A 24,437-nucleotide genomic window follows, 5' to 3' on the forward strand; every position below is an offset into this window, starting at 1 on the left:
ACAGTTTATAAAACCTACTCTGGCAGCTCATATAACAGCTTATCAAGTGTGATGGGGAAATCATAAACACGAACCCCAACTGCATTATAGATAGCATTGGCGATAGCCGCCGCCGCGCCTGATATTGCAGTCTCGCCTATTCCTTTGATATGCATTGGGTTGGTATAAGGGTCGTCTTCTTCAACTAATATCACTTTTAATTGGGGTACATCAGCATTAACTGGAATATGATATTCAGCAAGGTCATGATTACATAAGCGACCGTCACGCTTATCATGGATGACCTCTTCCATCAAAGCTGAACCAATGCCAAACACCATACCGCCGTAGCACTGTGAGGTGGCCGTTTTATGATTAAGAATACGCCCAGCGGCGAATACGCCGGTCATTCGTTTGACTCGAATCTCACCGGTGACTCTATGCACTGCTACTTCTGCGAAGTTAGCACCAAAAGATGCTTGGCGATGGCTTTTGGCATTTTTACCAGGTTTTATTTGTCCTTTAGCGCTAATTTTTTGCTCATCATAATCAGCGACGACGTCGGCTAAGGCATAAGAGTGAAAATTGGTAAAATCGTACTTTTTATCTGTTGCTGTTGGTAAGGGTAAACCAGTTTTTTCAGCGACTTTATCTTTTAAGTCTTCAGCTTTATTTTTAACGCTCTCAATAGCAGCTTCTGTCACGCTAGGATTGTGCTCGCCTGCTTGCTTGATTTGCCCATTATCAAGCTGAATGGTATCGGGATAAAGACCGACTTTGTCTGCCAGCATTTCACGCAGTTGCTCACAAGCTAAATAAACACCACTACCAGCACTTGCTGCGCCCACACTACCACCCGAACCTGAAGCAGGCGGCAGTTCACTATCGCCCAACTTCATCTCGATATGATCTATCGGTAAACCTAACAAATCAGCCGCTACCTGAGAAAACACCGTATAAGAGCCAGTACCAATATCTGTCATATCGGTTTCGATAATGGCTTTGACGCCCAGCTCTTTTGATCCATCTACTTGCAGGGTTGCCCGTGCTTCCGAAGGTTTTAACTGGTTACCACGAGCAGATGCCGCCATTCCTATGCCAATCCACCAATCCCCCTCCAATTGACTAGCAGGTTTGGCATTGCGCTTATCCCAACCGAACTGCTCTGCCCCTTGTTCCATACAAGCAATGAGCTGGCGCGTTGAAAACGGAATATCTTGGCTCGGGTCTTGCTCAGGCTCATTGCGGCGGCGCAGCTCAATGGGATCGATATCCAATTGCGAGGCTAATTCATCCATTGCACATTCAACCGCAATCATGCCCACTGCTTCACCAGGCGCGCGCATTGAGCCTGATAGTACTTGGTTCATATCTACTTTTTTATAATTTACCCGACGATTTTCACCGCGGTATAAATACTTAGTAGACAAAGCGGTGGGTTCAAAAAATGCCTCTCCGGGTAAATTACTGGTAACGGTATCATGAATCATGGTATTGATGACACCGTCTTTATCACAGCCAATAGCGATACGCTGACGGGTGTTTGAGCGTCTTACTGTCGCTTCCATGACTTGCGGGCGCGTCATACTAATTAGCACAGGGCGACCCAACTCTTTTGCAGAAATAGCGGCCGCAATTGATTCAGGGGCAATACCGAGCTTACTGCCAAAGCCGCCACCGACATAATAAGAAATAAGTTGTACTTGGTCCTTATTCAAGTCTAAGGCGTCCATAACTTGCTGTTTGCAAGGAGCAATCATTTGGTTTGATGTGTACATGATGAGCTTATCATCTTCCCAATAAGCCAAAGTAGCATGTGGTTCCATAGGAGAATTACTTTGGCTTGGGGTATGATAAAAGCGATCAAGGGTGACGGCTGAATCAGCCAGTCCTTGCTCTGGGTCACCGTTTATCGCATTTTTATCTGAGCCTTTTTTCTCATCAATATCATGAGCATTAGTAAGCTCTTTGGTAAAATTTAAGGCCGCTTGCTCAGTCTCGTTTTTATAACTGACCTTAAGAGCATTCGCGCCTTCTGTCGCTGCTTCAAAGGTTTCAGCAACTACCACGGCAATCGGCTGACCATGATAAAAAACCTCACTAACGCCCTGTGTTGGGGCTTTGGTTTCGCCGCCTTGCTGAGCATTACGCAAAAAGTGCTTGGGATCAGTAACCACTTTGATAATGCCAGGAATATCGTCTAAAGCGCTACTATCGATATTCTCAATCCAACCTTTGGCAATCTTGGCACTGACTAACACACCATAAACTTGATTTTCTCGATAAATCTCTGCCGAATAAGGCGCTTGTCCGCTGACCTTTAACGAACCGTCGACACGGTTAATGGGTTTACCAACCAAATTACTTGCCGTTTTGTTAAACAAGGTTTCGACAGGCTCATTCATCATCATTTTTTTGGTAGGTTCTGATGGAAGTACTGAGTCCAATAATGACATGATTATGCTCCCTCGCCCGCTAAGGCGCGCTGAATAACTTGTTTTAATAAACGGCGTGTCAGTGGTATTTTGAAGTCGTTTTGCCCATGACCTTTGGCTTCTTTTAGTAATAAATCTGCCGCCTGCTCAATAGTATCGTTATCGCCTTTAGTATCCGTCAATAAGGCTTCAACCGCTTCGTTACGCCACGGCTGAGTGCCAATACCGCCAAACGCCAAACGTACTGTTTCTAAATCACCTTTATCATTAACATTTATCACGGCAGCGCACGATAGCAATGCAAAAGCATAAGAGGCGCGGTCGCGAACTTTGTCATAAGTGTGGCTGCCTTTTATAGGCGCTGGCAGGACTACATGCGTAATAAGCTCGCCAGACTCTAAAACAGTTTCGATATTAGGCGTGTCTTTTGGCAGGCAATAAAAGTCTTTGATCGCAATGTTGCGTTTACTACCATCCGCTTTAATCGTTTCAATTGTCGCATCGAGTAAACGCATCGCAACAGCCATATCGGAGGGGTGCTGAGCAATACAAGCGTCGCTCGTACCCAATATGGCAAGGGTGCGGTTCTCGCCATTGATAGCCGGACAACCAGTACCAGGATTGCGCTTATTACAAGGACTGTCAGTCTGATAAAAGTAATAGCAACGGGTACGCTGTAAAAAATTGCCGCCCGTGGTGGCTTTATTACGCAGTTGCCCAGTCGCGCCAGCCAGTATTGCTCGTGATAATATCGGATAATTGGCAATCACTTGCGGATGCGCTGCCAAATCGCTATTGGTTACCAGCGTACCGATACGTAGCCCACCGTCATTAGTCGTTTCTACTTGCTGTAGTTCTAAGCGAGTCACATCGACCAGCTTGATAGGGGTTTCAATCTCTAACTTCATCAAATCTAATAAATTGGTACCGCCTGCAATAAACGAAGCTTCCTTTGGACTGGCCGAAATCGCGGCTTGCTCGAGTGCATCAGCACGGATATATTCAAAGCGTTTCATGAGCAATCTCCTGCTACAGTCATACTGGCTTTATGTTGCGACGGCTTGCTGAGCTGCGCTTCACTAGGCGGTGGTGACCAAATACCGCTGACATCCGAGCCTTTCGTTATCGTCGCTTTCGAAGCAGTTTTACCTTTTATCTCATTCTCCAAAACCTGCGAGATAGCATTAATAATATTTGGATAGGCAGAACAGCGACAAATATTACCGCTCATACGCTCAGAGATTTCTTGTACCAACAGACCATCAGGATTTTGCAAATCGGTCGTCACATAGCTTGGCCAGTTTTGTTTAATCTCCTCTATCAAAGCAGTCGCCGAACATATTTGCCCAGGCGTACAGTAACCACATTGGAAAGCATCGTGGTCTTTAAAGGCCTGTTGCAATTCTGAAAGCGATTCCGGCAAGCCAATCCCTTCGATCGTCGTAATCTCATCACCGTCATGCATGACCGCAAGTGTCAGACAAGAATTAACCCGTCGCCCATTAATGAGCATGGTACAAGCACCGCATTGACCGTGATCGCAGCCTTTTTTGGGGCCAGTAATTTGTAAGTGCTGACGACAGACATCGAGTAAGGTGGTGCGCGGATCGAGATTATCGAGCTGATAATCCTGCTTATTAATTGATAACGTCAAAGTAGACATGCTGGCTTCTCGCTGGCAGAAAAACATAAAAGAGATAAAACAAACGCCCTTTAAAATAGCGCTAACCGATTTATTATGTCTTATTAAAAATGTCGATTTGTTTTTACTTTGTAGTCATTGCATGGTAGTTTTTTAACCAGACCTAGGTTTACAAAAATTTCTGTTGAGTCATATTGATAATAATTAAAGGCACAGTGCATTGGTAACTTAGCGCACATTGTAATCGCTGCATCTTTAACCTAGTATTAATGAACTTAGCGTTTATCAAAGAAGCGTTAATAACTATTTAGACAATAAACGCCAAAAAAATGTGTAAACATAAATAATAAATTAGGCAAAAAATATGGAAAATTCAAAGCAGTTGTCATCAGAGCAGCCACTCCGCATAGACATTGTCTCAGATGTCGTTTGTCCTTGGTGTGTTGTCGGCTATCGCCAACTGGCAGCAGCACTAGAGCAGACCAATACTGCCCATGAGATACACTGGCATCCGTTTGAGCTAAACCCTAATATGCCAAGCGACGGTCAAAACATGCGTGAACATATCACAGAAAAATATGGCTCAAGTAAAGCAGAGTCAGACGCTAGCCGCGCCCAAATAACGAAGGTAGGTTCTGATGTCGGCTTTGAGTTTAATTTTACTGATGAGCTGCGTATGCACAATACCTTTAATCTGCATCAGCTTTTGCACTGGGCTGAGCAGCAAGGGCGCATGCATGAGTTAAAGCAGGCGTTATTTACCGCGCACTTTACCGATAATAGGAATATCTCTGATATCGAAGTGCTTGCTGATATTGCCGCAGAGATTGGACTGAATCGTGATGAAGCACTGGCAGTTTTAGAAGACCAACGCTTTGCCAATGACGTACGTGAGGTAGAACAGCATTGGCAGCGGCAAGGTATTCAAAGCGTCCCTGCAATCATTTTTAATGAACAGCACTTGGTTAGCGGCGCGCAAGGCGTAGACAATTATGTCAATATTTTAGAGCAATTAGCCAATATGCAAGACTAAGCATTTGATATAAAAGCAAGCCTCTAATTCATATCCACTCTTTTTTGTTAGCGAAATAGGGTTAGTCAATGCTTCTTATTTAAAGATTAGACATCGTAATACCGAATAGATCTATGAGGACAGTTTTATATGAGTAAAGACAAACTTCTGACATTGTCAGATGAAGCAGAAGCCCTCGTTTTAGACGAATTGAGGGTTTATATGAGTGATGAATTCGATGTCGATATCGGTAATCTACCAGCTAAGTTCTTATTGGATTTTATCATCGAAAAGATAGGCCCGCATTTATACAATCAAATGATTGATGACAATGAACCTTGGTTGTACGATAGGTTTACGGCTATCTTAGAAGATATGCATAGCTTTAAAAAAGACTAGAACATATTGCTAAGGTGATTTCCTCAAAATTTTGGCATCATAATAAATATATTAAAGCTGCCTTTTCAGCTCAACTTTTAAAATGACTCTGCTAAAATACAAAATGCTGCGTCCATTAGGCGCAGCATTTTTATATTTAAAAGACTAATAATGAGTATTATAGCTTAAGCATCAAAGTGAATAACCGTACGGATACTTTCGCCTTTGTGCATTAAGTCGAAAGCTTCGTTGATATCTTCTAATGGCATAGTGTGGGTAATAAAGTCTTGTAGTGGAATTTCACCAGCAAGATAACGCTCAACATAGCCTGGCAGCTCGCTGCGACCTTTAACACCGCCAAATGCCGAACCGCGCCAGACGCGACCGGTCACTAGCTGGAATGGACGGGTAGAAATCTCTTGTCCAGCACCCGCCACACCGATGATGACCGACTCGCCCCAACCTTTATGGCAGCACTCAAGCGCTGAACGCATGACATCGACGTTACCGATACATTCAAAAGAATAATCAACACCGCCATCGGTCAATTCAACGATGACATCTTGAATGGGTTTGTCATAATCTTTTGGATTGATGCAATCAGTCGCGCCAAGCTTTTTGGCTAGCTCAAACTTACTCTCATTGATATCAATGGCAATGATACGGCTGGCTTTTGCCATTGCTGCACCGATGACTGCTGATAAACCAATGCCGCCTAAACCAAAGATAGCGACTGTTGCGCCCTCTTCGACTTTTGCGGTATTCATGACCGCGCCCATTCCAGTGGTAACACCGCAACCAAGCAGGCAAACTTCTTCTAATGGCGCCGCCTTATTAACTTTGGCTAAAGAAATTTCTGGCAAAACGGTATATTCAGAGAAGGTTGAGCAGCCCATATAATGGTAAATTGGCTGACCATCTTTATAAAAACGGGTGGTACCATCTGGCATTAAGCCTTTTCCTTGGGTCTCGCGTACGGCAGAGCACAAGTTGGTTTTGCCTGAAGTACACATTTTACAGACGCCACATTCTGCCGTATATAAAGGGATGACATGATCACCGACTTGTACACTGGTGACGCCTTCGCCGATTTGTTCAACGATACCACCACCTTCATGACCCAAAATTGCTGGGAACACCCCTTCTGGATCTTCACCGGATAACGTAAAAGCATCGGTATGACAGACACCACTGGCTATAATTTTTACCAATACTTCGCCTTTACGTGGCAACATAACATCCACTTCTTCGATAGACAGTGGCTGGTTTGGACCCCAAGCAATGGCGGCTTTAGATTTAATAAATTTATCTGACATCGTTATCTCTCTTTTTTAATGTATTTTATGGGTTATTAAGCACAGACCTCTTTAGCTTATCTTGCTTGCCGAATGGAGGCAAGCAGCAGTTGTAGCAGTCTGTAAAATGTTAGATTTTATACTGACTATTATAGTTTTTTCTATAAGGATAACTATATGCTATATTTACAAATATCTTTTACACACTGGTAATAATCATGCGCTGGGATGGAATTAGCGAGTTCGTTTACGTGGCAGAATATGAGAGCTTTACGCGCGCCGCAAAAGAATTGGGCATTTCTACCGCACAAGTCAGTCGTCAAATTAGCGCTTTAGAGAAGCGACTTAATATTAAACTACTCTATCGCACAACGCGCAAAGTATCGCTCACCGAAGAAGGATGTGTGTTTTATCAGCATTGTCGCGGGGTGCTCGATGGCTTAGATGCCGCCGAACAAGCTGTCAGCAATTTACAATCAAAACCGCAAGGTAGGATTAAACTGACCGCGCCTGTGACTTATGGCGAGCAGCAATTGTTGCCGCTGATCAATGATTTTATGGTGCAATATAGCGATATCGAAGTGACGGCTTTTTTAAGCAATCAAAAGATTGACTTGATTGAAGGTGGTTATGATTTAGCAATTCGTATTGGTAAATTAAGCGACTCAACGATGATGGCAAAAAAACTCAGCCATCGCACCAACTTTGTCTGTGCAGCGCCTGCTTATTTGAATAAATACGGCATACCTCATTCTTTGAGCGAACTGAGTCAACATAACTGCTTACTTGGCACGCGTGATTATTGGCACTTTATCGAAACTGATAAAGAAGCGAGTAAAAACGTTACTAGGAAATATGCTCAAAGAGCGTCTAAAGAAAGAAACCTGCGAGTTTCGGGGACGGTGCAATATAACAGTGGTTATAGCCTAGTCGATGCGGCTTTAAAAGGTCTAGGTATTGTGCAGTTACCGGATTATTATGTCAAAAAACACTTAGAATCCGGTCAGCTCATTAGCTTATTGGACAAATATAGAGAACCCGAAGAAGGTATTTGGGCTATCTATCCGCATAACCGTCATTTATCGCCAAAGATTAGACTGCTTGTCGATTATCTAGCAGAGCGTTTGGATTAATGCAGTACGAACAAAGCGTTTTTATCCGTTAATTTAAGTCTTTACTTAGAAAAGTCGGACAGCGCTATTTGTTCATATAACTCTACTTTCAACTTCTTTGCACACTCGATAATCTTTTTACGATTGGCAGGAATAGCACCGTGTTCGATCGCTGTTTCGCGCATTTGTACCGTGACGTCATAGTGAGGATAGCTGGCGTTTCGATGGAATAAGCGCTCATCTACATCAATCAACGCCGCAAACTCATGTAACTCTTGCAAAGTATCCGCCAGCATGTGGCACCACTTATAGCCTTTAAATTCTATCTGCATAAAATCTACATATATCGCCATATAGCAGCTCCTTTTATTCCTTCTGTAAAACATTTTAAATCTTTTTTTTTACTCTAGTACATTTGCTATTAGCTAATCTATTTAGCATTGGTAAATGAGTCTTAGTAAATAAACGGTGCTGAATGAGAATTTACTATCAAACACAACTCATTTTCTTATGGCAAATTTTAACTGTTTGTAGGGATAGGAAATACTTTGTCATAAACCCAGTTGTAGATAAAGGCATAGATGAGATAAAAAGTCGCCATCGCGATATCCATCTTAAACGCTTCCCAAAGGCTGATATTTAAATACCAGGCGATGACGGGTAGAAACAATAATAACAATCCACCTTCAAATAACAACGCATGTAGCACGCGTATCAGAACTGTTTTTTGCACCGCACCGCGTAACCTGAGCATGGCACGGTCAAACAAAATATTATAAAAGTAGTTCCAAAATGTGGCGACGATAGAGCCGACCAACGCCATAACTCCCATCAGATGTAGCTCAAAACCAAATACTAAGCTTGCTAGGGGGGCAAAGATAAGCAGACCTATAATCTCAAACCCTAAGGCGTGGCGAATCCGGTCTTTTTTGTTACGCATGAAACTTCCTAATTGATTTGTTTATCGACTTACTTTATTTCTTGAATACTCTATATCACTCACATTATTTACGTGCCATTATGTTCTGTTTTTACTGGCTAAGACTTTCAATAACTGCCATTAAAGTAATTCACGCACATTTTTCTTTAGCTGTTTGAGCAATTTTTGGTACTCACTATCACGAGTTTCAAGTGTGCTTAAGCGTCCATAGCGTAGCTGGCGATAGTCTTGTTGAATTTGCACAATTTTTGCTTGAGCAACTTTCGAATCGATAGCTTCTGCCAAGCGCTCAAGCCATGCTAACTGTCCTTCATTTTCTGTGCGCGCTAATGATTTATCACTTTTGCCAATACACTTTGATAATTGCGCAAGTGGCAAGTCTGCTGGATGCCAGCGTTTGCGGCGACGTTGCCAAATAATAAATACTAAAATAGCCATGACCGTAATAGCACTTATCGCTAACCAAGTAATTTGCTGCATGATTGATCGGATATTAAACCACTTTAATAGCGAGGCTGCTTGCTTGTCCTGATCGTAGCCGACGACGTCTTTTTGCCAATAATAACTGGCTTGGTCTGATAAGCGCCGTAAGGTTTGTAACATTTGATACTGCTGATAGCTGATTTGTGCACTAGTGCCATTACCAAACATGGCTGCCCCTTGCGCTTGTGTCAGTGCATCCATGCCTTGTTCTACCCGCTCAGGCGCTACAAACGCAGTCGGGTCAACACGCACCCAACCTTGACCCTCAAGCCAAACTTCCGTCCAAGCGTGCGCATCCATCTGTCGTACTTCCCAGACATTACCGCTACGACTCAGCTCGCCGCCTTGATAGCCCGCCACTACTCGCGCAGGAATACCCGCTGCCCGTAGCATAAAGGTAAAGCTTGAAGAATAATGCTCACAAAACCCTGCTTTGGTCTTAAATAGAAACTCGTCAATACGGTTAGTATTCAACCGTGGCGGCGACAATGTATAGCGAAAGTCCGTTTGATTAATCCAGCGCTCGATAGCCACCATATAACGAACTGGGTCTGAGCCTGATTGTGCAAAAAGCTGCTGAGCCAGCGCTCGTGCTTGGGGGTTGCCATCTTTGGGCAATTCAAGATTTAGACGCCGCGACTCATCATTCAAAATAGGGTCGATATACATGGGCGCAAATTGCAATACATCGTAGCGCAGCTGCTGGGTAACAGGCTGATCTTTTAATAAGGTAAAGTCTGAGGTAATACTGACATCTTGCTGCTGGGCAAAAGGGTAATCAAGTCCAAATAGCCAGTTTTGCTGCGTAGGCTCTAAGATAATCTGATAGCTATTAGGGGTAGCTTTCGCCTCATCAGGAACAGTGGCAAATGCATTTTCGATCCAAACCGGCGTTTGTAGTTCAGGTCGCCATTGTCGTTGCTGAGGGCTAGGACGCCAAGTAACCCCATCGAAGTCACTAAACACTAAGCCACGCCAATACAGTTGCTGCTGCGGTGGTCGATTGTCTTTAAACTCTACGCGAAAAGCCAGTTCGGTTGACTGTCCCAAATTAGCAAAGTCGCCGGGGGACATGCTGTCAGAAACACCAGTGGTCGCTTGCTGCCCAGATAACTGTACTGACCATAGCGGTGGCAAGCGCGGGAAGAATAAAAACAGCACTACCAACAACGGCAACGCTCCAATACCTAACATCCCTAAGGTACGCAGACGGCCATCACCGCGAGTATTGCCATCGTCATTTAGCGCAATAAACGCCAATAATACAATGACCACCCCCACCATTACCTCTAGCGTTGTGACAATACCTTGATCCATCAGGAACAGCGCCGCCAGTACAAACAACGATAAGTTGAGTACCACATACGCATCACGGCGTTTGTACAATTCCCACAGCTTACTAACAAGACATAGTACTAAAAACGCCACGCCCATATCGAGTCCAAACGCCGTATTATAAGTCAGCCACAGACCTGCTAGCCCTAATAAGAAACCAAGCATTTGCATGCCTTGATAAACACGTTTTAAATGACGACCTTTTTTGAACTTCGCTTTAATACGCGGCAGCTGAGCAGTAATACTAACAACAGCAAAACCCATTAACCATAATGGCAAATGCGCAGCATGAGGTAAAATAACGATAATTTGAGTGATTAACACCCAATAATAGGCTGGCAGTGCCAATAGCTTACGATACCATTTATTATCGGCATCCATACCCGTATGAGCATTGACATTTTGACCCAATGCTAAGCGCTCAAAGCTTGCGGTAGATGCTTCTATAGATAAGTTTTTAATTGAGCGTTGAGAGTCGTTCATGGTGCTTTTGCCAACCTTAATAAGCAAGCTTGTGCAAAGCCATCGCCTTCACCCATCGCTGCAGTAGATAGCCAGTCATTAGCTAAGCGCATTTTAAATGGTACGCCTAACTGACCCAGTGTCATCGCACCATACGCTAATTGCGCAAGCTTCTGCTCGTGATGTGCCGCTGGCATATCGGCATAATCCAAGGTTTGCTCATGACCGACAGGATCCGCAAAATGCTTGGTAAGCATTCCCTGACCTCGCGCTACATGACCCCAAGATACCCGTGCCAGCGACTCACCTTCGATATAATTATCGAGCCGTTCAAAGTCATCTTGACCTTGACGATACTGACCGCCTAATGGCAAATCTTCCAAGCTTACGGTTGAATACTGATCTTGCCAGTCAAATACTTCAGGCTTAGGATAGACCCACGCGGTACGCGAAAAATAGACATATGACCATGCGCGCATGATACCTAAAGGATAAACCGTTTTTATCTTTAATCGCGGTAATTCAAGCTGACCGCGATTAAAGGTTTGAACGGGAAGGTGAATAACATGCTCACCTTGTAGCCGTGTCACCAGCACTGGATACTGATCATCAACGCTAGTTTTGATTTTTTTATTAGCTTTCTTATTCGTTTTTTGGTCAACTTTTTTGTCAGGCTGCTCAAAGCTAAACAACAGCTGCCGCCTTGGTTGTCGGCTGTCACTACGTAGTTGTAAGGTGACCCAAACAGGAGCGCCCGCTTCTGCCATCGTCACTTCCAGCAGGCGTACTTGTAGCCCTGAGATATGGGCAAAGGTCACATGAAAACTGATGAGCCAAATACTGATAAGATAAAAACATAAGCCCAATACCAAGTTATTGCCATAGTTGATACCTGCAATAAAAGTAATGACTAATAGCACCGCAAACAGCATACCCTCACGGCTAAAAAAGATATAAATATTACGTAAATTGAGTTTGGCGCTGTCACTTTTGGGCGCGCGCGAAGCAAACCAACGGCTAACTGCTGAGGTGATTGGGTCGGTAAAGGCTTTTGGTAAAAGGTTCATGATTACCCTATCCTCACCATAGAATCGAAAATATCATTGGTATACCGCCACTTCAGCCAAGATACGTTGTGCGATAGTCTGCGTTGCTTGTCCACCAGTTATATGCGCGGGTACAAAGCGCTGACCAAGACGGTGATCGGTGACCGCGGCAAATACTGCTTGGACATCTTCAGGAGTCATCTCCATGTGCCCCGATACATAAGCATAAGCCTGTGCGGCACGCTGTAACGACAATACACCACGCGGTGATAGACCATGGTACTCGTGGCTTGCTCGTGTTTTTGCGACCAGTCTTTGCAGATAGTCCAAAACCACATCCGCGACATAAACTTGCTTGACCCCTTGCTGGGCTAATAAAACCGCCTCTGTATCAAGCACCGTATCCAACTCTTTTAGCAGTTCGCGACGATCCTGACCTTTTAATAGTTCGCGCTCTGCCGCAGGCGATGGATAACCGAGCGACAAACATAATAAGAATCGATCTAACTGCGACTCAGGAAGGGGATATACACCTGCTTGCTGCAATGGATTTTGGGTTGCTATCACAAAGAACGGCTGCGGTAATGGGTAGGTTTGCCCATCTTGAGTCACCTGCCGCTCCTCCATTGCTTCGAGTAAAGCACTTTGCGTCTTAGGACTAGAGCGATTGATCTCATCGGCAAGCAACAGCTGAGTGAAAATAGGACCGCGACGAAACTCAAACTGCAGCTTGCTTTGATCGTAGATACTCATACCTAAAATATCTGCAGGCAGCATATCATTGGTAAATTGTATTCGGCTAAAGCTTAGCCCCAATAACTGTGCCAATCCTTGCGCCAAGGTGGTTTTACCCATACCCGGCAAATCTTGTAACAGTAAATGCCCACCAGCGAAGATGCCACTGAGCGCAAGCTTGACCACCTGTGGTTTATCCAGCACGATTTGATTTAATTGTGCCATTAACTGGGCGATTTTTTGCTGATTATGCCGATAGTCGGTAGCTGCATGGGTCATGGTAAATTACTGGCTCATTTTTTTAGAGGGAGAATGATGGGAAGTTAATTTGCATTATCTTCAACTATCGGCGCAGCAGCCCGAAGGGTGGACAAATAAGCAATCACATCAGCACGCTCTTTAGCATCCGGCATGGGATCTGCTAGCATCTTTGAATCTGGCATGGTTTTTTCAGCATCGGCGATATACGGGTCAAGCGTCTTAGCATCCCATACCCAACCTGAGGTTTGCAAGCCTTCACTATAAGTATAATCTGCTAGCTCCGCCGCTTGTGCACCATAAATATTCATCAACTGTGGGCCTTTTTTATTCAGACCTGGATTCAGCTGATGACATTGACTACAAGCGTCTTTATATATTAGAGCGCCGTTATCAGCATCACCTTCTGTATATAGTGGCAGCGTAACAGGCGCACGATAATCAGGAGGCGTACGCTCACAAGCAGCAAGCGATAAAACAGCAGCAAATATGCCGCCCAGTTGATATTTATTAATCATAGACATGTTGTTGTAATCTTTAATTGAGGGGCATTGGCTATGTATGCGTCCACATCAACTATAATGCAATGCAAATAGTGATGGACATACATAGTCGTACGTAGACAATAAACGAATTATTGCTGATGAGAATAAAATAAGATAAAAAAACGGTTTATTAATATTTAAAAAGCGACAGTCAATTCACTTTAAAAGCGAAGCTGTGCTGCTGGTATAAATGGTCTTAAGCTTAAGTCTCGCTAGATACTTTTATGGTATTACTAGGCATTTCTAGATAATAGCCTTGCAGGTAGCGCGCACCCACACTCCATGCAACGGACATGGTCGCAGCATCCTCAATATAAGGCATTAATACATCAACTTTAATCTCATTGGTGCGGACGATAAGCGATTTGACTGTTTCTAGATTGTCTGCTGCATCAATTCCTTCTATATAGCTACGGGCTAAGCGCACCATATCTGGCTGCACAAAATTGGCAAGCTCAATCGACTTCGCAGATGAGCCAAAATTATTGATACCAAGTTGACAGCTCACTTGGTTGAGCGCTGAAAACTGAGATTTCGCCATCGTTAAATGATCGGCGATATCTTTTTCATTGAACTGTAACGTCAAGGCGCCAGCTTTACCACCGACTGCATTGATCAACTGGCTGGCGACACTGGGTAGCTTTTTATCAATCAAGGAAGCACTGGTCAACTGTACTAGCAACCGCGCTTCAGGGTGCGATTTACGTACTTCATTGATTTTTTTACAGGCGTTAATCAGTATCCAGCGGTCAATTTTTTCAAGCAGTTCGTGGGATTTGGCAACCGCCATAAACTGATCGGGCGTCAATACGGTATTGTCCGTATCGGCTAGTGGTAGCTGTAGATACACTTCAAATAAGTCGCTACGATCATTATTAATGTCATATATTGGCTGGAATAACAATTCAAAGCGATTATTGGTGATCGCATCGACCAGAGATTCTGCAAGCGCATGATCGTCACTATTGGCATGTTCGCTAGCATCATACAGATGATACTTGCCACCATGATTGGAGGTCTCAATCATAATTTGACTGATGGCATCCATCGCACGCTCAAGCAACACTCTTGGCTCAGGGGTGTTTTTTTCAATTTTAACGATAGCAATACTTGCCGTAGTATTGGTTGTACGCTTATCAACTTCGATAAACATCTTGCTGATATTCAAACCAATTTGTTCAGCCAGCTGTTCAAGCTCTACCGTTGTTCGATTTTCTACTAAGACGGTAAATGCGGTATCACTAAAACGGCTCACATGACCATCTGCCACGAGCTCGTCTAACGCTTGAGCGACTTGTTTAACCGTGCTATCAATGCCTTGAAGACCCAGACTGCTTCTAATTTTACCAATATTATCGAGCTGAACATATAAAAGACCCGCCGTCAAAGAGCCCAGTCTTGCTTGCTGATATAATTCTGTCAACTGCTCTTCAAAGCCGCGGCGGTTATCAATACCTGTTAAGCTGTCTTTACGCTCAGCCTCAGCCAAACGTTTGGCAACGTCAGCGCTGTTACTGTGATTTTGTTGAATGATAATTTGGGTAACCGGTTCGCCATCTAGTGTCGCGACGGCCAACTGTAGCTTTGCCTCAAACGTACTACCGTCAGTACGCCGACTCTCAAAATTAAACTCTACGTCTTTACGGCTGCCTTTATCAAATTGACGTAAAAACTGTTTAAAGCCTTTGACGTTGTCGCCACCTGCAATCAAATCAATAATAGGTATGCCAATGATGTCGTTCATTGCCTCAAAACCAAATAACTGCAGATACGTATCATTGGCGAAAATATGAATACCTTGATCGATATAAGCGACTGCACTTTTGGAATTTTTAATCAGTACATTTGCCCGTTGTTCTGCCTCAGACAGCACATGACGCAAGGCTTTAAGTTGGCGGCGACTACGTAAATTATCATGCTGCAAACAAATTGCCATGACGACAGGCATCTCTTGGTCAACGCAAAGTGCTTTGACCATCGTGCCACTCACGACAGCAGGAAGCCCTTCTTCATTATGCGCGGTGGCTGCCGTGTCTTTGTTTATCAAACAAACCGATGGCAAATCAATATCTTGCTCTTGAATGATAGCAACCGCATCGGTAAAATTCATATCATAAGCTTGACCAAAAACCAATACGTCCCAAGACTGTCGTAGCGACTTTAATAACTCGTCTTTATCGTCCAAAAAACCTAAGTTCACGCTATCATAGTACGAACCTAACAAGTGTACAAGTCGCTCAGCATAAAGCTGGTCGTCATCGATAACCAATAAGTTTAAGATGGACTGAGTACGCATAGAAAGCCTTTTTAATCTGATAAAATGATTTAATGGGTCGTCGCATGGCAGCAGCCAATACACAAAAGAACAATAGCATTGCCATTATAAACAATAATTTAACCGACTGCTGCTTAACTTACAATGGCAATTATTAAATAATATGAATCAATGATGATGCTTTAAAGCACCAGTTAAATTTATATGGTCGCGCCTATACCTATACCTATACATTGGTAGCGATGAAATTTATATCAATTAAGCTTGCACCACTTCATATTGACTAAACTCATCAGTCGTCATTAAGCGACGTATTAAGCGCAAAGATTTTTGTTTATCATTGATACGCATCGTCACTTTATCACCTGTTTGGAAATGAGAGGTTGGTAATAATAAACTATCAGTAGTTTGTAGATGCTCATCGCCACCGACGACGAACGCTGGCACAAAATGCCGACTGCGAGCCCCTCTATCCTGTAGACGAATCCCGCAGGCGATGAGCTTGTGCCCAAGGACTTGCCATTCCAGCTCGGGTTTTTCGGTATCCAAAGTGAGCCAGCGCACAACCCCAACTGACCAATTAGGAGAGTTAGAGATATCAGGACGACATAATAGAAAAAGACTCATTAGTCGTAATGGTGGCGGTGTGATAGAAACAAGCATGTCATTTTCATCAACCATCACCGTAGTAATTGCTTTTTCAGTGCCTGCTTTAACGCTTGGTATTGGCGCTGCACTGCTTAGTAAAGACTGGTTTTTTTCGCTAGAGATTGGCTCATCTGAATCAAATAGCAGGCGTAGCGTACGAAAGTGCGACAACGCATTATCACGATCAAAAATTTCGACCGCCACCTCTTTACTGGCAGATTGCTTTTTCGGTAAGGTATCATAGCGAGGCTGCTGGTGTTTTGGCAGCGTTTTGGCTTCGATAAGACTTATTAAACTTTGGCCTTTACTAATATGATAATGAATGTCATTAAATCCCGTCATGACTTGCGCATTTTGTTTTGCACTATATTTAATAGGTAGTGTGAGCTTTGGTTGAATATAACGATAGCTTAACGCCATCGAGATATGATTAGTTAAACAATACTTCACTCCCACTCTACCTACATCGCTTAATTCTTCAATACACGATTTTAAATAGCTAATCATAGGCGCAAGTTCTATAAACAAGCACGCATGATGCGCATCGTAAGGATTAATACTAGAATGGGCAGTCAAACAAGTAGGGGGTTCTTTACTATGCAGATTAACGAATACTCGTGTTGCTGTGCGCGGCTCTATGGTCGCAACTATATGCTCAGCCCACTGCGGCAGTAAACGCTGAACCAGTAAAATAGTAGGTCGACGCATCGCACGTACATTCAATAAGCTATGCAAGCATATTTGACAGTATAATTGATGAATAGTATCAGCGCGGTGAGTAGCAATATATGCACTCAAATTGATATCAGATGCTTGTTGCTCACAAGCCATATGGTACAGCTGATTGATGTTAGACCATATATAAGGCAGTGGTTTTTGATAGCAAAGTGCGTCTTCAAACAGCAATTTTTGATACATCAGCAGCGTTTGGTAAATGGCAATCGCTAAGGTGATAGGCGACGATCTTTCGCTGGTAAAATAGCGCTGCCAAAGACTGCTTGAAGGTTGCTGCTGCTTGTTATTTAAAAAAGCAGTTTCGCGATGTATGACACCGTTGAACGCCATAACTATTAAATAATACAGCGACTTTACTTGAGCAACATAACCAAGTTGAGCGACATTAAAAGCTTTTGTCTCATAGATATAATACTGGCGTAACGTTGCAATCAATTGATTGGCAGCGTCAATCACAATACTGGTTAAGGTAAAACGTTGCCGATCATCTATATTAGCCACACGCAACTCGGCCAGCACTCGTTCTATTTGCTCTGCTTGCTGAATTTCTGTTTGCGCGGGCAGTAGTGCCGCCCATTTACGCAGGTGCGGCTCATTGCTGCTCACAGAATTATTTAACGTCTGTACTAAGGGTGTATCAGCTGCTAAAAATGCTTGGAACGTCGATAAATTTACCATTACTATCCTTAGTAATTGCACAAGTTATCCATAGGTATGTACGGACTCATTCTTAAATATGAATATTAATCTCATACATGACCATTCACTGACCTACTTATGCTTGGTTAATTAGGCATTATTGATTATATTCTTTTAGTCGTTCTTTGTTTACTAAAATTCTCAATACACTATATTGCCCACTTTACATAGCGTTGTAAATATTAATCGGCACCTTAAAAGGTTTGTTTGGCAACTCTATGACCAATTTAGGCACTAGATAGCCCGGCAATTCTGCCAGTAATGACCAATAAAGCTCAATTGCTGAGCGCTCGTCATTATCAAAATGGGCGGCACCGGCAACTTTATCTAGCAAATGTAAATAATAAGGCAGTACGCCCGCCGTAAATAAGCGTTGACTTAACATCGTTTGCGCAGCAACGCTATCATTAATATCCTTTAAAAGTACTGCTTGATTTAATAAGGTAATTCCAGCAGCTCGAGCACGTTGTAAATACTCTGCGGTGAGCGCATCTATCTCATTGGCATGGTTACAATGAATCACCATCACAATTTGACAGCGGCTTTGTGACAAACGCTCTAATAGCGCATCGTCCAGCCTTGCTGGAATCACCAAGGGTAGACGGGTATGTATCCGAATGGTTGTCAGTTGCGCAATAGCCTCCAAAGTCTCTAGCCAAGCAAATAGACGTCTATTGGTCACATTTAACGGGTCGCCACCACTCAAGATAATCTCATTAATCTCAGGATGGTTACTGATATAATCGATGATGCTTTGTTTTGCACTAGCCGTTGGCATATTGGCACTATAGTCAAAATGCTGACGAAAGCAGTAACGACAATGAATCGCACAAGCGCCAGTAATCGTTAACAACACTCTTGATTGATACTTATGCAGTAAGCCTTTGACCGGATTATGGGCGTTTTCCGCTAACGGATCTGCCACATAGCCGGTGACTGCAATTTGCTCTTTTTGATTGGGCAATACTTGTCTTAACAAAGGGTCATTACGATCACCGACTGTCATTTTTGCCACAAAAGCACGCGGCACTCGTAGCTCAAAGTGTTCAGGTACATAGACCTCTGCGCGCAGTGATTCAAGCTTTAATATGTCAAGCAGCTCATCAATAGAGGTGATGGCTTCGGATAATTGCGTTTGCCAGTTTTTTTGTGTGATTAAATGGTTTATCATGACAACCTAATACCTGTAGCCAAAAGTCGATATTATACGCTCTTAGTGCGTAGCCTATCAAAGCATACGACCTATCCTTTAAACACTGAGGGAGATAATAACTTTTAGCACTACTTTATCACTACAAGTTTAATATCCAATTCTCGTTGACAATATTTATAATCCTTACTCATAAACCTTTATTCATAAACACTTAGGAGTCTTCCGTGGCAAGTTTTTCTACCAATGAATTTAAAGCTGGTCTCAAAGTCATGCTTGATGGCAATCCTTATTCCATCCTCGAAAATGAATTCGTCAAACCAGGTAAAGGACAAGCCTTTAACCGCGTCAAAATGCGCAATCTACGTAGTGGTAGACAGCTCGAGCAGACTTTTAAATCAGGCGAGAGCTTAGAGGCGGCAGATGTTATAGATACTGAGATGAACTATCTGTACAACGATGGTGAGTTTTGGCACTTTATGCACCCTGAGAGTTTTGAGCAGCTGCAAGCAGACAAAACGGCTGTTAGTGATGCGGTAAAATGGTTAAAAGACAACAGTAACGCCCTATGTGTGATTACTTTGTTTAATGGTGTACCGTTATCAATTACTCCGCCGAACTTCGTTGAGTTGCAAATTACCGAAACGGATCCTGGCTTACGCGGCGATACCTCAGGTGGCGGCGGCAAACCTGCAACATTAGAAACGGGTGCCGTGGTTCGTGTACCATTATTTGTACAACAAGGTGAAATAGTCCGTGTCGATACCCGTACCGGTGATTACCAAACGCGCGTCAGCTGATAGCTTTTATTCGTTATCAGATTAGTAAAAAAGCTTAACCACTCATAGAATGGTTAAGCTTTTTTAATGACTTATGATTGGCTATTTTAAACGGCAATCTACTCTTCTGACGATCGCTTATGCATCAGCCAATACTGTACCAACGCATTAAGTTGCTCTTGCTTAAATGGCTTGGTGCAATAATCTTGCATACCAACATCGAGGTATTTTTTGCGTTCGCCATCCATCGCATTGGCGGTTAAAGCGATAATTGGTGGTAATGTTTGCGGATCATAAAGCTCATGCAGTTTAATAGTCGCCTGTACGCCATCCATAATTGGCATATGATGATCCATCAAAATGACATCATAAAGCTCAGGATGCAAGGCAAAAATTTCGATCGCTTGTTGCCCATCAGTCACATGAGTGACGGTATGACCGCTATTATTGAGTGCTTTTTTGGCAATCATGGCGTTGACACTATCATCTTCGACCAATAGGATATGACCGATAAGCTCGTCACTAGGTATTGTTATGGTAAAGTCATTGGACTCTTGCCATGTCTCATAGCTTTCCTCATCAATAGGTGGCAATGGTAATAATACCCTAAAAGTAGTACCGAAACCGACCGTACTATCTACTTCAATATAGCCACCCATTAAACCAACCAAAGATTTACAAACAGACAATCCGAGTCCTGTACCACCATAAAGGCGATGGGTAGATTTATCTGCTTGATCATAAGCATCAAATATCGCATCCAATGACTCCGGCTTAATACCTACACCCGTATCTGTGACCTCAATACACAGCGTCATATCTTTATGAGCAACAAAATTAACATCATCAGCCACGCCATAAATGCCGTGCTCTACGCTACTAATTTGACCTTCCATAGCATTGTGACCCATTGCATTGTAGCAATCATCGCTATCTTCACAAGGATTGTTTCGCATATGCTTAACATCAATCGTCACGCGACCGCCTTCACGGGTAAATTTAATGGCATTATTAACCAAATTTACCATGACTTGTTTGAGCCGTACTGGATCCCCTTTGACATAAGGCGATAATGATTCGGTATAATGATAATCTAGAATTAAGCTACGCTGACGGGCTTTGATCGCAAATAAGCTCACCACCTCATTACATAAACTCGATAAGTTCATCGGAATAGAATCGATGGTCATTTTGCCCGCTTCGACTTTCGATAAATCTAAAATACCATTGATAATGGCGAGCAAATGCTCGTTTGAGACTTTTATATTATGGACATACTCTTGTTGTTCAGCGCTAAGCTCAGTTTCACTCAACATCTCAACCATACCAATAATGCCATTCATTGGCGTCCGTATTTCATGGCTCATATTGGCCAAAAACTCTGATTTCATCTCATTGGCGTGCTTAGCATTACGTTGCTGATCTTGTAGTTGTAAAGCATCGGCAGCCATCACCGCAAACTGCGTTAATATTTTTGCTTGCTCGTCACTAAAGTCATGATGAGGTTGCATATCCATCAAACACAGAGAGCCCAAACGATAGGTTTTACCATCTTCTTGCATGATGATGGGTGCACCGGCATAAAACCGCAGATGAGGCGACTCTGTAATCAATGGGTTTTGGCTAAAACGGCTGTCTTTTGTTAAATCTGGTACCACAAAAATCTCATCAGAGAGCACCGTATAATTACAAATAGCAACTTTGCGCACCGTCGTACAAACACCGCCAAGCCCATGGACAGATTTTAGATATTGAGTTTCCTCATCCATAAAGGTAATGGCAACCACAGGCATATTAAAAAACAGTTTCGCCAGCTGTGTTAAGCGCGCAAAAGCAGGCTCTTCATTAGTATTGAGCACCTGATATTTTTTAAGCTTATTGATACGCTCAACTTCATCTATTGCGATGGGATAACTATTCTCTAGCAAGTTGGATATAGACAAGATGGACTCCATTAATTCATATCAGACGCTTGGCTTAACAGCCGCCTGCTTGAGCAATAATTGTAATGCTTCACTCACCATAAGCATTGCTACTACCGAGGTGACGACTACGGCTGAACCATAACCACCACAGTGTAAACCACCTGTCTGAGCGCTTTTGTCTACCCGCGGTGGTTCTATCGAATAGACACACTTGATACCAAATTTTTCTTTTAAAGCACTATTAATGCCTTTTTCATGGCGTAACTTATTACGTAGTTTAGCAAGTAGTGGATCTTGATAGCTATCGCGTAAATCGCCGATTCTAATTTGGCTCGGATCTATCTTACCGCCCGCCCCACCTGCACAGACCAGTTTTAATTTGTTAAACCGGCAATGCAGCGCAATGGCAAGTTTGGCATTCATATCATCAACACAATCTAAAATTACAATCGGACTGTTTTGCGCAGCCGCCTTGGCTTCCTCACGACTGGGTAATAGTGTGGCTACATTTTCAACGGTCAAAAAGTCATCAATCAAATGCAGCGTTACTTTTGGATTGATCTCACGAATACGCGTCGCCATCGCCGCAATCTTACTTTGCCCAAAAGTGCTATCTAAAGCAGGCAACTGTCGATTGACGTTAGAGGCAACCAATACATCCAAATCAATTAACGTAATGCTACCCACTGCCGTTCGAGCCAAGGCTTCTGCTGCCCAAGAACCTACCCCGCCAACACCAATCACATAAACATGCGCTGCGGCAAATGTATCCACTGCTGAAACGCCATACAGCGTCTTTGTGCCTTTAAAACGGCGCTCATATTGCTCATCTGCATCATCAGCAATCTGTGATTCTTCAATATCAGATGTCTGATGTGCAGTAGCATTCGGCTGGTTAATGGTTTGCTGCCATCGCATATCTTCAGTCATAACAGGTTAAAGGCTCTTTTAAAGAATTTCATTGTTTATTCATCAACTTATTAATGAGTATGAGCTAATTTTTTTAGGTTGGATAATGCCATTTCATTTGTAGAGCTGTGCAACTATTGTGCCACAATTGCTGAGCAAGAGTAGATGGCTGCACCTCAAGTAACTCACTCAGAGTTAGTAACACATAAGATAAATTAGCAGGGACGTTTCTATTATGAGCAGGCGTATCACCCCATTCATTATCTGGGCTTTGTCCGAGTGCTGACGCATTACCGTATAAAGTGCTGTCTAAGGTATTATCTGATGTCTGGCACATAATAGGCGTCATATCTGGACAGTCAGTTTCAATGACTAAGCATCCAATACCATAATTATCAACAGCTGCTTGAATAGCAAGGCGGAGTTTTTTCGCATTGGGATTGGTTATTTGCCCAGTAACACCAAGCTTGAATCCTAATTTCACAAACGCTTTGGCTTCTTGCACACCGCCACTGAAGCTATGCGCAATACCCCCAAGCTTATGTGCATCGTAATCATGCATTTTTAGGATGGCTAAGGCTTCAGCATGGGCCTTACGGATATGAAGCATGACCGGTAGTTGATGAGCCACTGCCATATCCAGCTGAGCATTAAAAAAACGCTGTTGTTTGGCAATCATTTCAGGCTGCTTCATGGCATCCGTAAAACTATCTAAACCGATTTCACCGATAGCCAGCGGACGCTTTTTATTGAGCATTTGCGCCATCTTCTCTAAATGCGCTTCAGTATGCTGCTCGATATAAAAAGGATGCAAGCCTAGCGCAATATGTGCCTTAGGAAGTGACTGTTTTTGGCTATCGTTCTTCCCTATAATGGCTGGCAGCTCTTCATTTAGGAGTAATCCCTTATTTAATAATTTCTCAGTTTCGTAGAGCCGATTAAAATGTCGGTGCAAATAGCCGACTAATACCAGATGACGTATCCCCTGATCATAAGCAAGATGTGCCTGCTCGCTTCTATCAGAATCAAACACAGGTGCGTCGAAATGAGTATGTGTGTCAATTAGAGGGAAAATAGAAGGTAGCGTCTCATCATCGATAAAGGATACCCTAATAGCAGTCATCAATAGACTCCAAAATTAATAATTGGTATAGAAATTTTTCTTTTTAAATAATAAGCTTTAAACCGTTAGTTTTAAAAACCATCTTTAAACGATGAGCTTTCATAATCTCTAAACGGATAGATTCTCTACTTTAACGCGCATTTATTTTGGCTATTAATTTTAATCGCCCGCTTTAACCGCTATCTTTATTCTTAGCTTTATTCGACAACGCTCTATCTGCCTTTTTACTACTGCGCCGCGGAACAAGTAATAGAATAATGCCAGCTGCGCTTAAGGTAAGCCACTTTTTTTTATTGGTAGATACTGTCATTGTGTTTGCCTTTTTAAATGAGTAGGCTGTGACTTTATATTTATGATTATATCAATATTTATGCATTGCTATAAGCAGTGCTGCAATTAAAAGCCTGATAAACATATGTTATCTGTTTTTATTGTACTCGTATACGAAACGCACTGTGTTTATCTGTGTTATGAACACGCAAGCTAATGTACAGTATATTTATTACACCGTACATTTGGCTATGATAACCACTTAGA

The 24,437-nt window shown here is 42.9% G+C and carries 21 protein-coding genes; 4 read left to right on the forward strand and 17 right to left on the reverse strand.

What is annotated here, in order from left to right:
- Positions 1 to 14 precede the first annotated feature (14 nt).
- Genes EPB74_RS06930 through EPB74_RS06940 form a run of 3 tightly spaced genes read right to left on the reverse strand, consistent with a single transcriptional unit; the run spans position 15 to position 4,077 of the window.
- Entirely contained in the window at positions 15 to 2,435 is a 2,421-nt protein-coding gene (locus EPB74_RS06930; RefSeq protein ID WP_274903519.1) for a xanthine dehydrogenase family protein molybdopterin-binding subunit, read from the reverse strand.
- Positions 2,436 to 2,437: 2 nt separating this feature from the next.
- On the reverse strand, positions 2,438 to 3,430 hold the full coding sequence (locus EPB74_RS06935; RefSeq protein WP_274903520.1) for an FAD binding domain-containing protein: 993 nt from the start codon (positions 3,428 to 3,430) through the stop codon (positions 2,438 to 2,440).
- A complete protein-coding gene (locus EPB74_RS06940; protein WP_274903521.1) occupies positions 3,427 to 4,077 on the reverse strand; it encodes a 2Fe-2S iron-sulfur cluster-binding protein in 651 nt (216 codons plus the stop codon). The genes EPB74_RS06935 and EPB74_RS06940 overlap by 4 nt, the downstream gene beginning before the upstream one ends.
- Before the next feature lie 343 nt (positions 4,078 to 4,420).
- Between EPB74_RS06940 and EPB74_RS06945 the strand changes: the two genes are divergently transcribed.
- Both EPB74_RS06945 and EPB74_RS06950 read left to right on the forward strand, forming a co-directional pair.
- Positions 4,421 to 5,089, forward strand: a complete 669-nt coding sequence (locus tag EPB74_RS06945) for a DsbA family oxidoreductase (RefSeq protein ID WP_274903522.1) — start codon at positions 4,421 to 4,423, stop codon at positions 5,087 to 5,089.
- 129 nt (positions 5,090 to 5,218) lie between these two features.
- Positions 5,219 to 5,467, forward strand: coding sequence for a DUF2164 domain-containing protein (locus tag EPB74_RS06950; protein ID WP_274903523.1), 249 nt, complete (start codon positions 5,219 to 5,221; stop codon positions 5,465 to 5,467).
- A gap of 164 nt (positions 5,468 to 5,631) precedes the next feature.
- On the opposite strand, the gene EPB74_RS06955 is transcribed toward EPB74_RS06950, so the two are convergent.
- The gene (locus EPB74_RS06955) at positions 5,632 to 6,747 is read right to left on the reverse strand and encodes an S-(hydroxymethyl)glutathione dehydrogenase/class III alcohol dehydrogenase (RefSeq protein ID WP_446740027.1); all 1,116 of its coding nucleotides are present in this window, start codon (positions 6,745 to 6,747) and stop codon (positions 5,632 to 5,634) included.
- Between the two features lie 212 nt (positions 6,748 to 6,959).
- On the opposite strand from EPB74_RS06955, the gene EPB74_RS06960 reads away from it, so the two are divergent.
- The gene (locus EPB74_RS06960) at positions 6,960 to 7,874 is read left to right on the forward strand and encodes a LysR family transcriptional regulator (protein ID WP_089554183.1); all 915 of its coding nucleotides are present in this window, start codon (positions 6,960 to 6,962) and stop codon (positions 7,872 to 7,874) included.
- Positions 7,875 to 7,915: 41 nt separating this feature from the next.
- Here EPB74_RS06960 and EPB74_RS06965 read toward each other — a convergent pair whose 3' ends face one another.
- From EPB74_RS06965 to epmB, 9 genes are all read right to left on the reverse strand, one after another.
- Positions 7,916 to 8,206 (reverse strand): DUF4031 domain-containing protein, encoded by a 291-nt coding sequence (locus tag EPB74_RS06965; RefSeq protein WP_089554184.1) that lies wholly within the window; start codon positions 8,204 to 8,206, stop codon positions 7,916 to 7,918.
- A 167-nt stretch (positions 8,207 to 8,373) separates the two neighbouring features.
- Positions 8,374 to 8,793 carry a PACE efflux transporter gene (locus tag EPB74_RS06970; RefSeq protein ID WP_079692437.1) on the reverse strand — a complete coding sequence of 140 codons (420 nt, stop codon included), beginning with the start codon at positions 8,791 to 8,793 and terminating at the stop codon, positions 8,374 to 8,376.
- 120 nt (positions 8,794 to 8,913) lie between these two features.
- Positions 8,914 to 11,094, reverse strand: coding sequence for a transglutaminase family protein (locus EPB74_RS06975; protein ID WP_274903525.1), 2,181 nt, complete (start codon positions 11,092 to 11,094; stop codon positions 8,914 to 8,916).
- Positions 11,091 to 12,140 carry a hypothetical protein gene (locus EPB74_RS06980; protein ID WP_274903527.1) on the reverse strand — a complete coding sequence of 350 codons (1,050 nt, stop codon included), beginning with the start codon at positions 12,138 to 12,140 and terminating at the stop codon, positions 11,091 to 11,093. Before EPB74_RS06980 ends, EPB74_RS06975 begins: the two co-directional genes overlap by 4 nt.
- A 33-nt stretch (positions 12,141 to 12,173) precedes the next feature.
- Positions 12,174 to 13,133: an AAA family ATPase gene (locus EPB74_RS06985; RefSeq protein ID WP_274903528.1), complete on the reverse strand. Its 960-nt coding sequence runs from the start codon at positions 13,131 to 13,133 to the stop codon at positions 12,174 to 12,176.
- Positions 13,134 to 13,177: 44 nt separating this feature from the next.
- Positions 13,178 to 13,636, reverse strand: a complete 459-nt coding sequence (locus tag EPB74_RS06990) for a c-type cytochrome (RefSeq protein WP_274903530.1) — start codon at positions 13,634 to 13,636, stop codon at positions 13,178 to 13,180.
- Between the two features lie 223 nt (positions 13,637 to 13,859).
- Positions 13,860 to 15,953, reverse strand: a complete 2,094-nt coding sequence (locus EPB74_RS06995; protein ID WP_274903531.1) for an EAL domain-containing protein — start codon at positions 15,951 to 15,953, stop codon at positions 13,860 to 13,862.
- A 237-nt stretch (positions 15,954 to 16,190) separates the two neighbouring features.
- Positions 16,191 to 17,993 (reverse strand): hypothetical protein, encoded by a 1,803-nt coding sequence (locus EPB74_RS07000; protein ID WP_274903532.1) that lies wholly within the window; start codon positions 17,991 to 17,993, stop codon positions 16,191 to 16,193.
- 184 nt (positions 17,994 to 18,177) lie between these two features.
- Positions 18,178 to 19,185, reverse strand: a complete 1,008-nt coding sequence (epmB, locus tag EPB74_RS07005) for an EF-P beta-lysylation protein EpmB (RefSeq protein WP_274903533.1) — start codon at positions 19,183 to 19,185, stop codon at positions 18,178 to 18,180.
- A 206-nt stretch (positions 19,186 to 19,391) separates the two neighbouring features.
- On the opposite strand from epmB, the gene efp reads away from it, so the two are divergent.
- The gene (efp, locus tag EPB74_RS07010; RefSeq protein WP_079692445.1) at positions 19,392 to 19,964 is read left to right on the forward strand and encodes an elongation factor P; all 573 of its coding nucleotides are present in this window, start codon (positions 19,392 to 19,394) and stop codon (positions 19,962 to 19,964) included.
- 98 nt (positions 19,965 to 20,062) lie between these two features.
- Here the strand turns inward: efp and EPB74_RS07015 are convergent, their stop codons facing one another.
- From EPB74_RS07015 to EPB74_RS07030, 4 genes are all read right to left on the reverse strand, one after another.
- Entirely contained in the window at positions 20,063 to 21,886 is a 1,824-nt protein-coding gene (locus tag EPB74_RS07015) for a GAF domain-containing hybrid sensor histidine kinase/response regulator (protein ID WP_274903534.1), read from the reverse strand.
- 21 nt (positions 21,887 to 21,907) lie between these two features.
- On the reverse strand, positions 21,908 to 22,798 hold the full coding sequence (locus EPB74_RS07020) for a tRNA threonylcarbamoyladenosine dehydratase (RefSeq protein WP_274903535.1): 891 nt from the start codon (positions 22,796 to 22,798) through the stop codon (positions 21,908 to 21,910).
- A 73-nt stretch (positions 22,799 to 22,871) separates the two neighbouring features.
- A complete protein-coding gene (locus EPB74_RS07025; RefSeq protein WP_274903536.1) occupies positions 22,872 to 23,900 on the reverse strand; it encodes a TatD family hydrolase in 1,029 nt (342 codons plus the stop codon).
- 172 nt (positions 23,901 to 24,072) lie between these two features.
- On the reverse strand, positions 24,073 to 24,210 hold the full coding sequence (locus EPB74_RS07030; protein WP_171996352.1) for a hypothetical protein: 138 nt from the start codon (positions 24,208 to 24,210) through the stop codon (positions 24,073 to 24,075).
- Positions 24,211 to 24,437 lie beyond the last annotated feature (227 nt).

Origin of the sequence: Psychrobacter sp. DAB_AL62B, from assembly GCF_028895345.1 — a bacterium.
Classification (GTDB): domain Bacteria; phylum Pseudomonadota; class Gammaproteobacteria; order Pseudomonadales; family Moraxellaceae; genus Psychrobacter.

What these genes read in the sequence shown, in the direction of transcription:
- EPB74_RS06945 (WP_274903522.1), top strand. Translation starts at nt 4,421, where the DNA reads ATGGAAAATTCAAAGCAGTTGTCATCAGAGCAGCCACTCCGCATAGAC.
- EPB74_RS06975 (WP_274903525.1), bottom strand. Translation starts at nt 11,094, where the DNA reads ATGAACGACTCTCAACGCTCAATTAAAAACTTATCTATAGAAGCATCT.
- EPB74_RS07030 (WP_171996352.1), bottom strand. Translation starts at nt 24,210, where the DNA reads ATGACAGTATCTACCAATAAAAAAAAGTGGCTTACCTTAAGCGCAGCT.
- EPB74_RS06960 (WP_089554183.1), top strand. Translation starts at nt 6,960, where the DNA reads ATGCGCTGGGATGGAATTAGCGAGTTCGTTTACGTGGCAGAATATGAG.
- EPB74_RS06985 (WP_274903528.1), bottom strand. Translation starts at nt 13,133, where the DNA reads ATGACCCATGCAGCTACCGACTATCGGCATAATCAGCAAAAAATCGCC.
- EPB74_RS06930 (WP_274903519.1), bottom strand. Translation starts at nt 2,435, where the DNA reads ATGTCATTATTGGACTCAGTACTTCCATCAGAACCTACCAAAAAAATG.
- EPB74_RS06980 (WP_274903527.1), bottom strand. Translation starts at nt 12,140, where the DNA reads ATGAACCTTTTACCAAAAGCCTTTACCGACCCAATCACCTCAGCAGTT.
- EPB74_RS06965 (WP_089554184.1), bottom strand. Translation starts at nt 8,206, where the DNA reads ATGGCGATATATGTAGATTTTATGCAGATAGAATTTAAAGGCTATAAG.
- EPB74_RS07000 (WP_274903532.1), bottom strand. Translation starts at nt 17,993, where the DNA reads ATGGTAAATTTATCGACGTTCCAAGCATTTTTAGCAGCTGATACACCC.
- EPB74_RS06950 (WP_274903523.1), top strand. Translation starts at nt 5,219, where the DNA reads ATGAGTAAAGACAAACTTCTGACATTGTCAGATGAAGCAGAAGCCCTC.
- epmB (WP_274903533.1), bottom strand. Translation starts at nt 19,185, where the DNA reads ATGATAAACCATTTAATCACACAAAAAAACTGGCAAACGCAATTATCC.
- EPB74_RS06970 (WP_079692437.1), bottom strand. Translation starts at nt 8,793, where the DNA reads ATGCGTAACAAAAAAGACCGGATTCGCCACGCCTTAGGGTTTGAGATT.
- EPB74_RS06995 (WP_274903531.1), bottom strand. Translation starts at nt 15,953, where the DNA reads ATGCGTACTCAGTCCATCTTAAACTTATTGGTTATCGATGACGACCAG.
- EPB74_RS07020 (WP_274903535.1), bottom strand. Translation starts at nt 22,798, where the DNA reads ATGACTGAAGATATGCGATGGCAGCAAACCATTAACCAGCCGAATGCT.
- EPB74_RS06990 (WP_274903530.1), bottom strand. Translation starts at nt 13,636, where the DNA reads ATGTCTATGATTAATAAATATCAACTGGGCGGCATATTTGCTGCTGTT.
- EPB74_RS07025 (WP_274903536.1), bottom strand. Translation starts at nt 23,900, where the DNA reads ATGACTGCTATTAGGGTATCCTTTATCGATGATGAGACGCTACCTTCT.
- EPB74_RS06935 (WP_274903520.1), bottom strand. Translation starts at nt 3,430, where the DNA reads ATGAAACGCTTTGAATATATCCGTGCTGATGCACTCGAGCAAGCCGCG.
- EPB74_RS06940 (WP_274903521.1), bottom strand. Translation starts at nt 4,077, where the DNA reads ATGTCTACTTTGACGTTATCAATTAATAAGCAGGATTATCAGCTCGAT.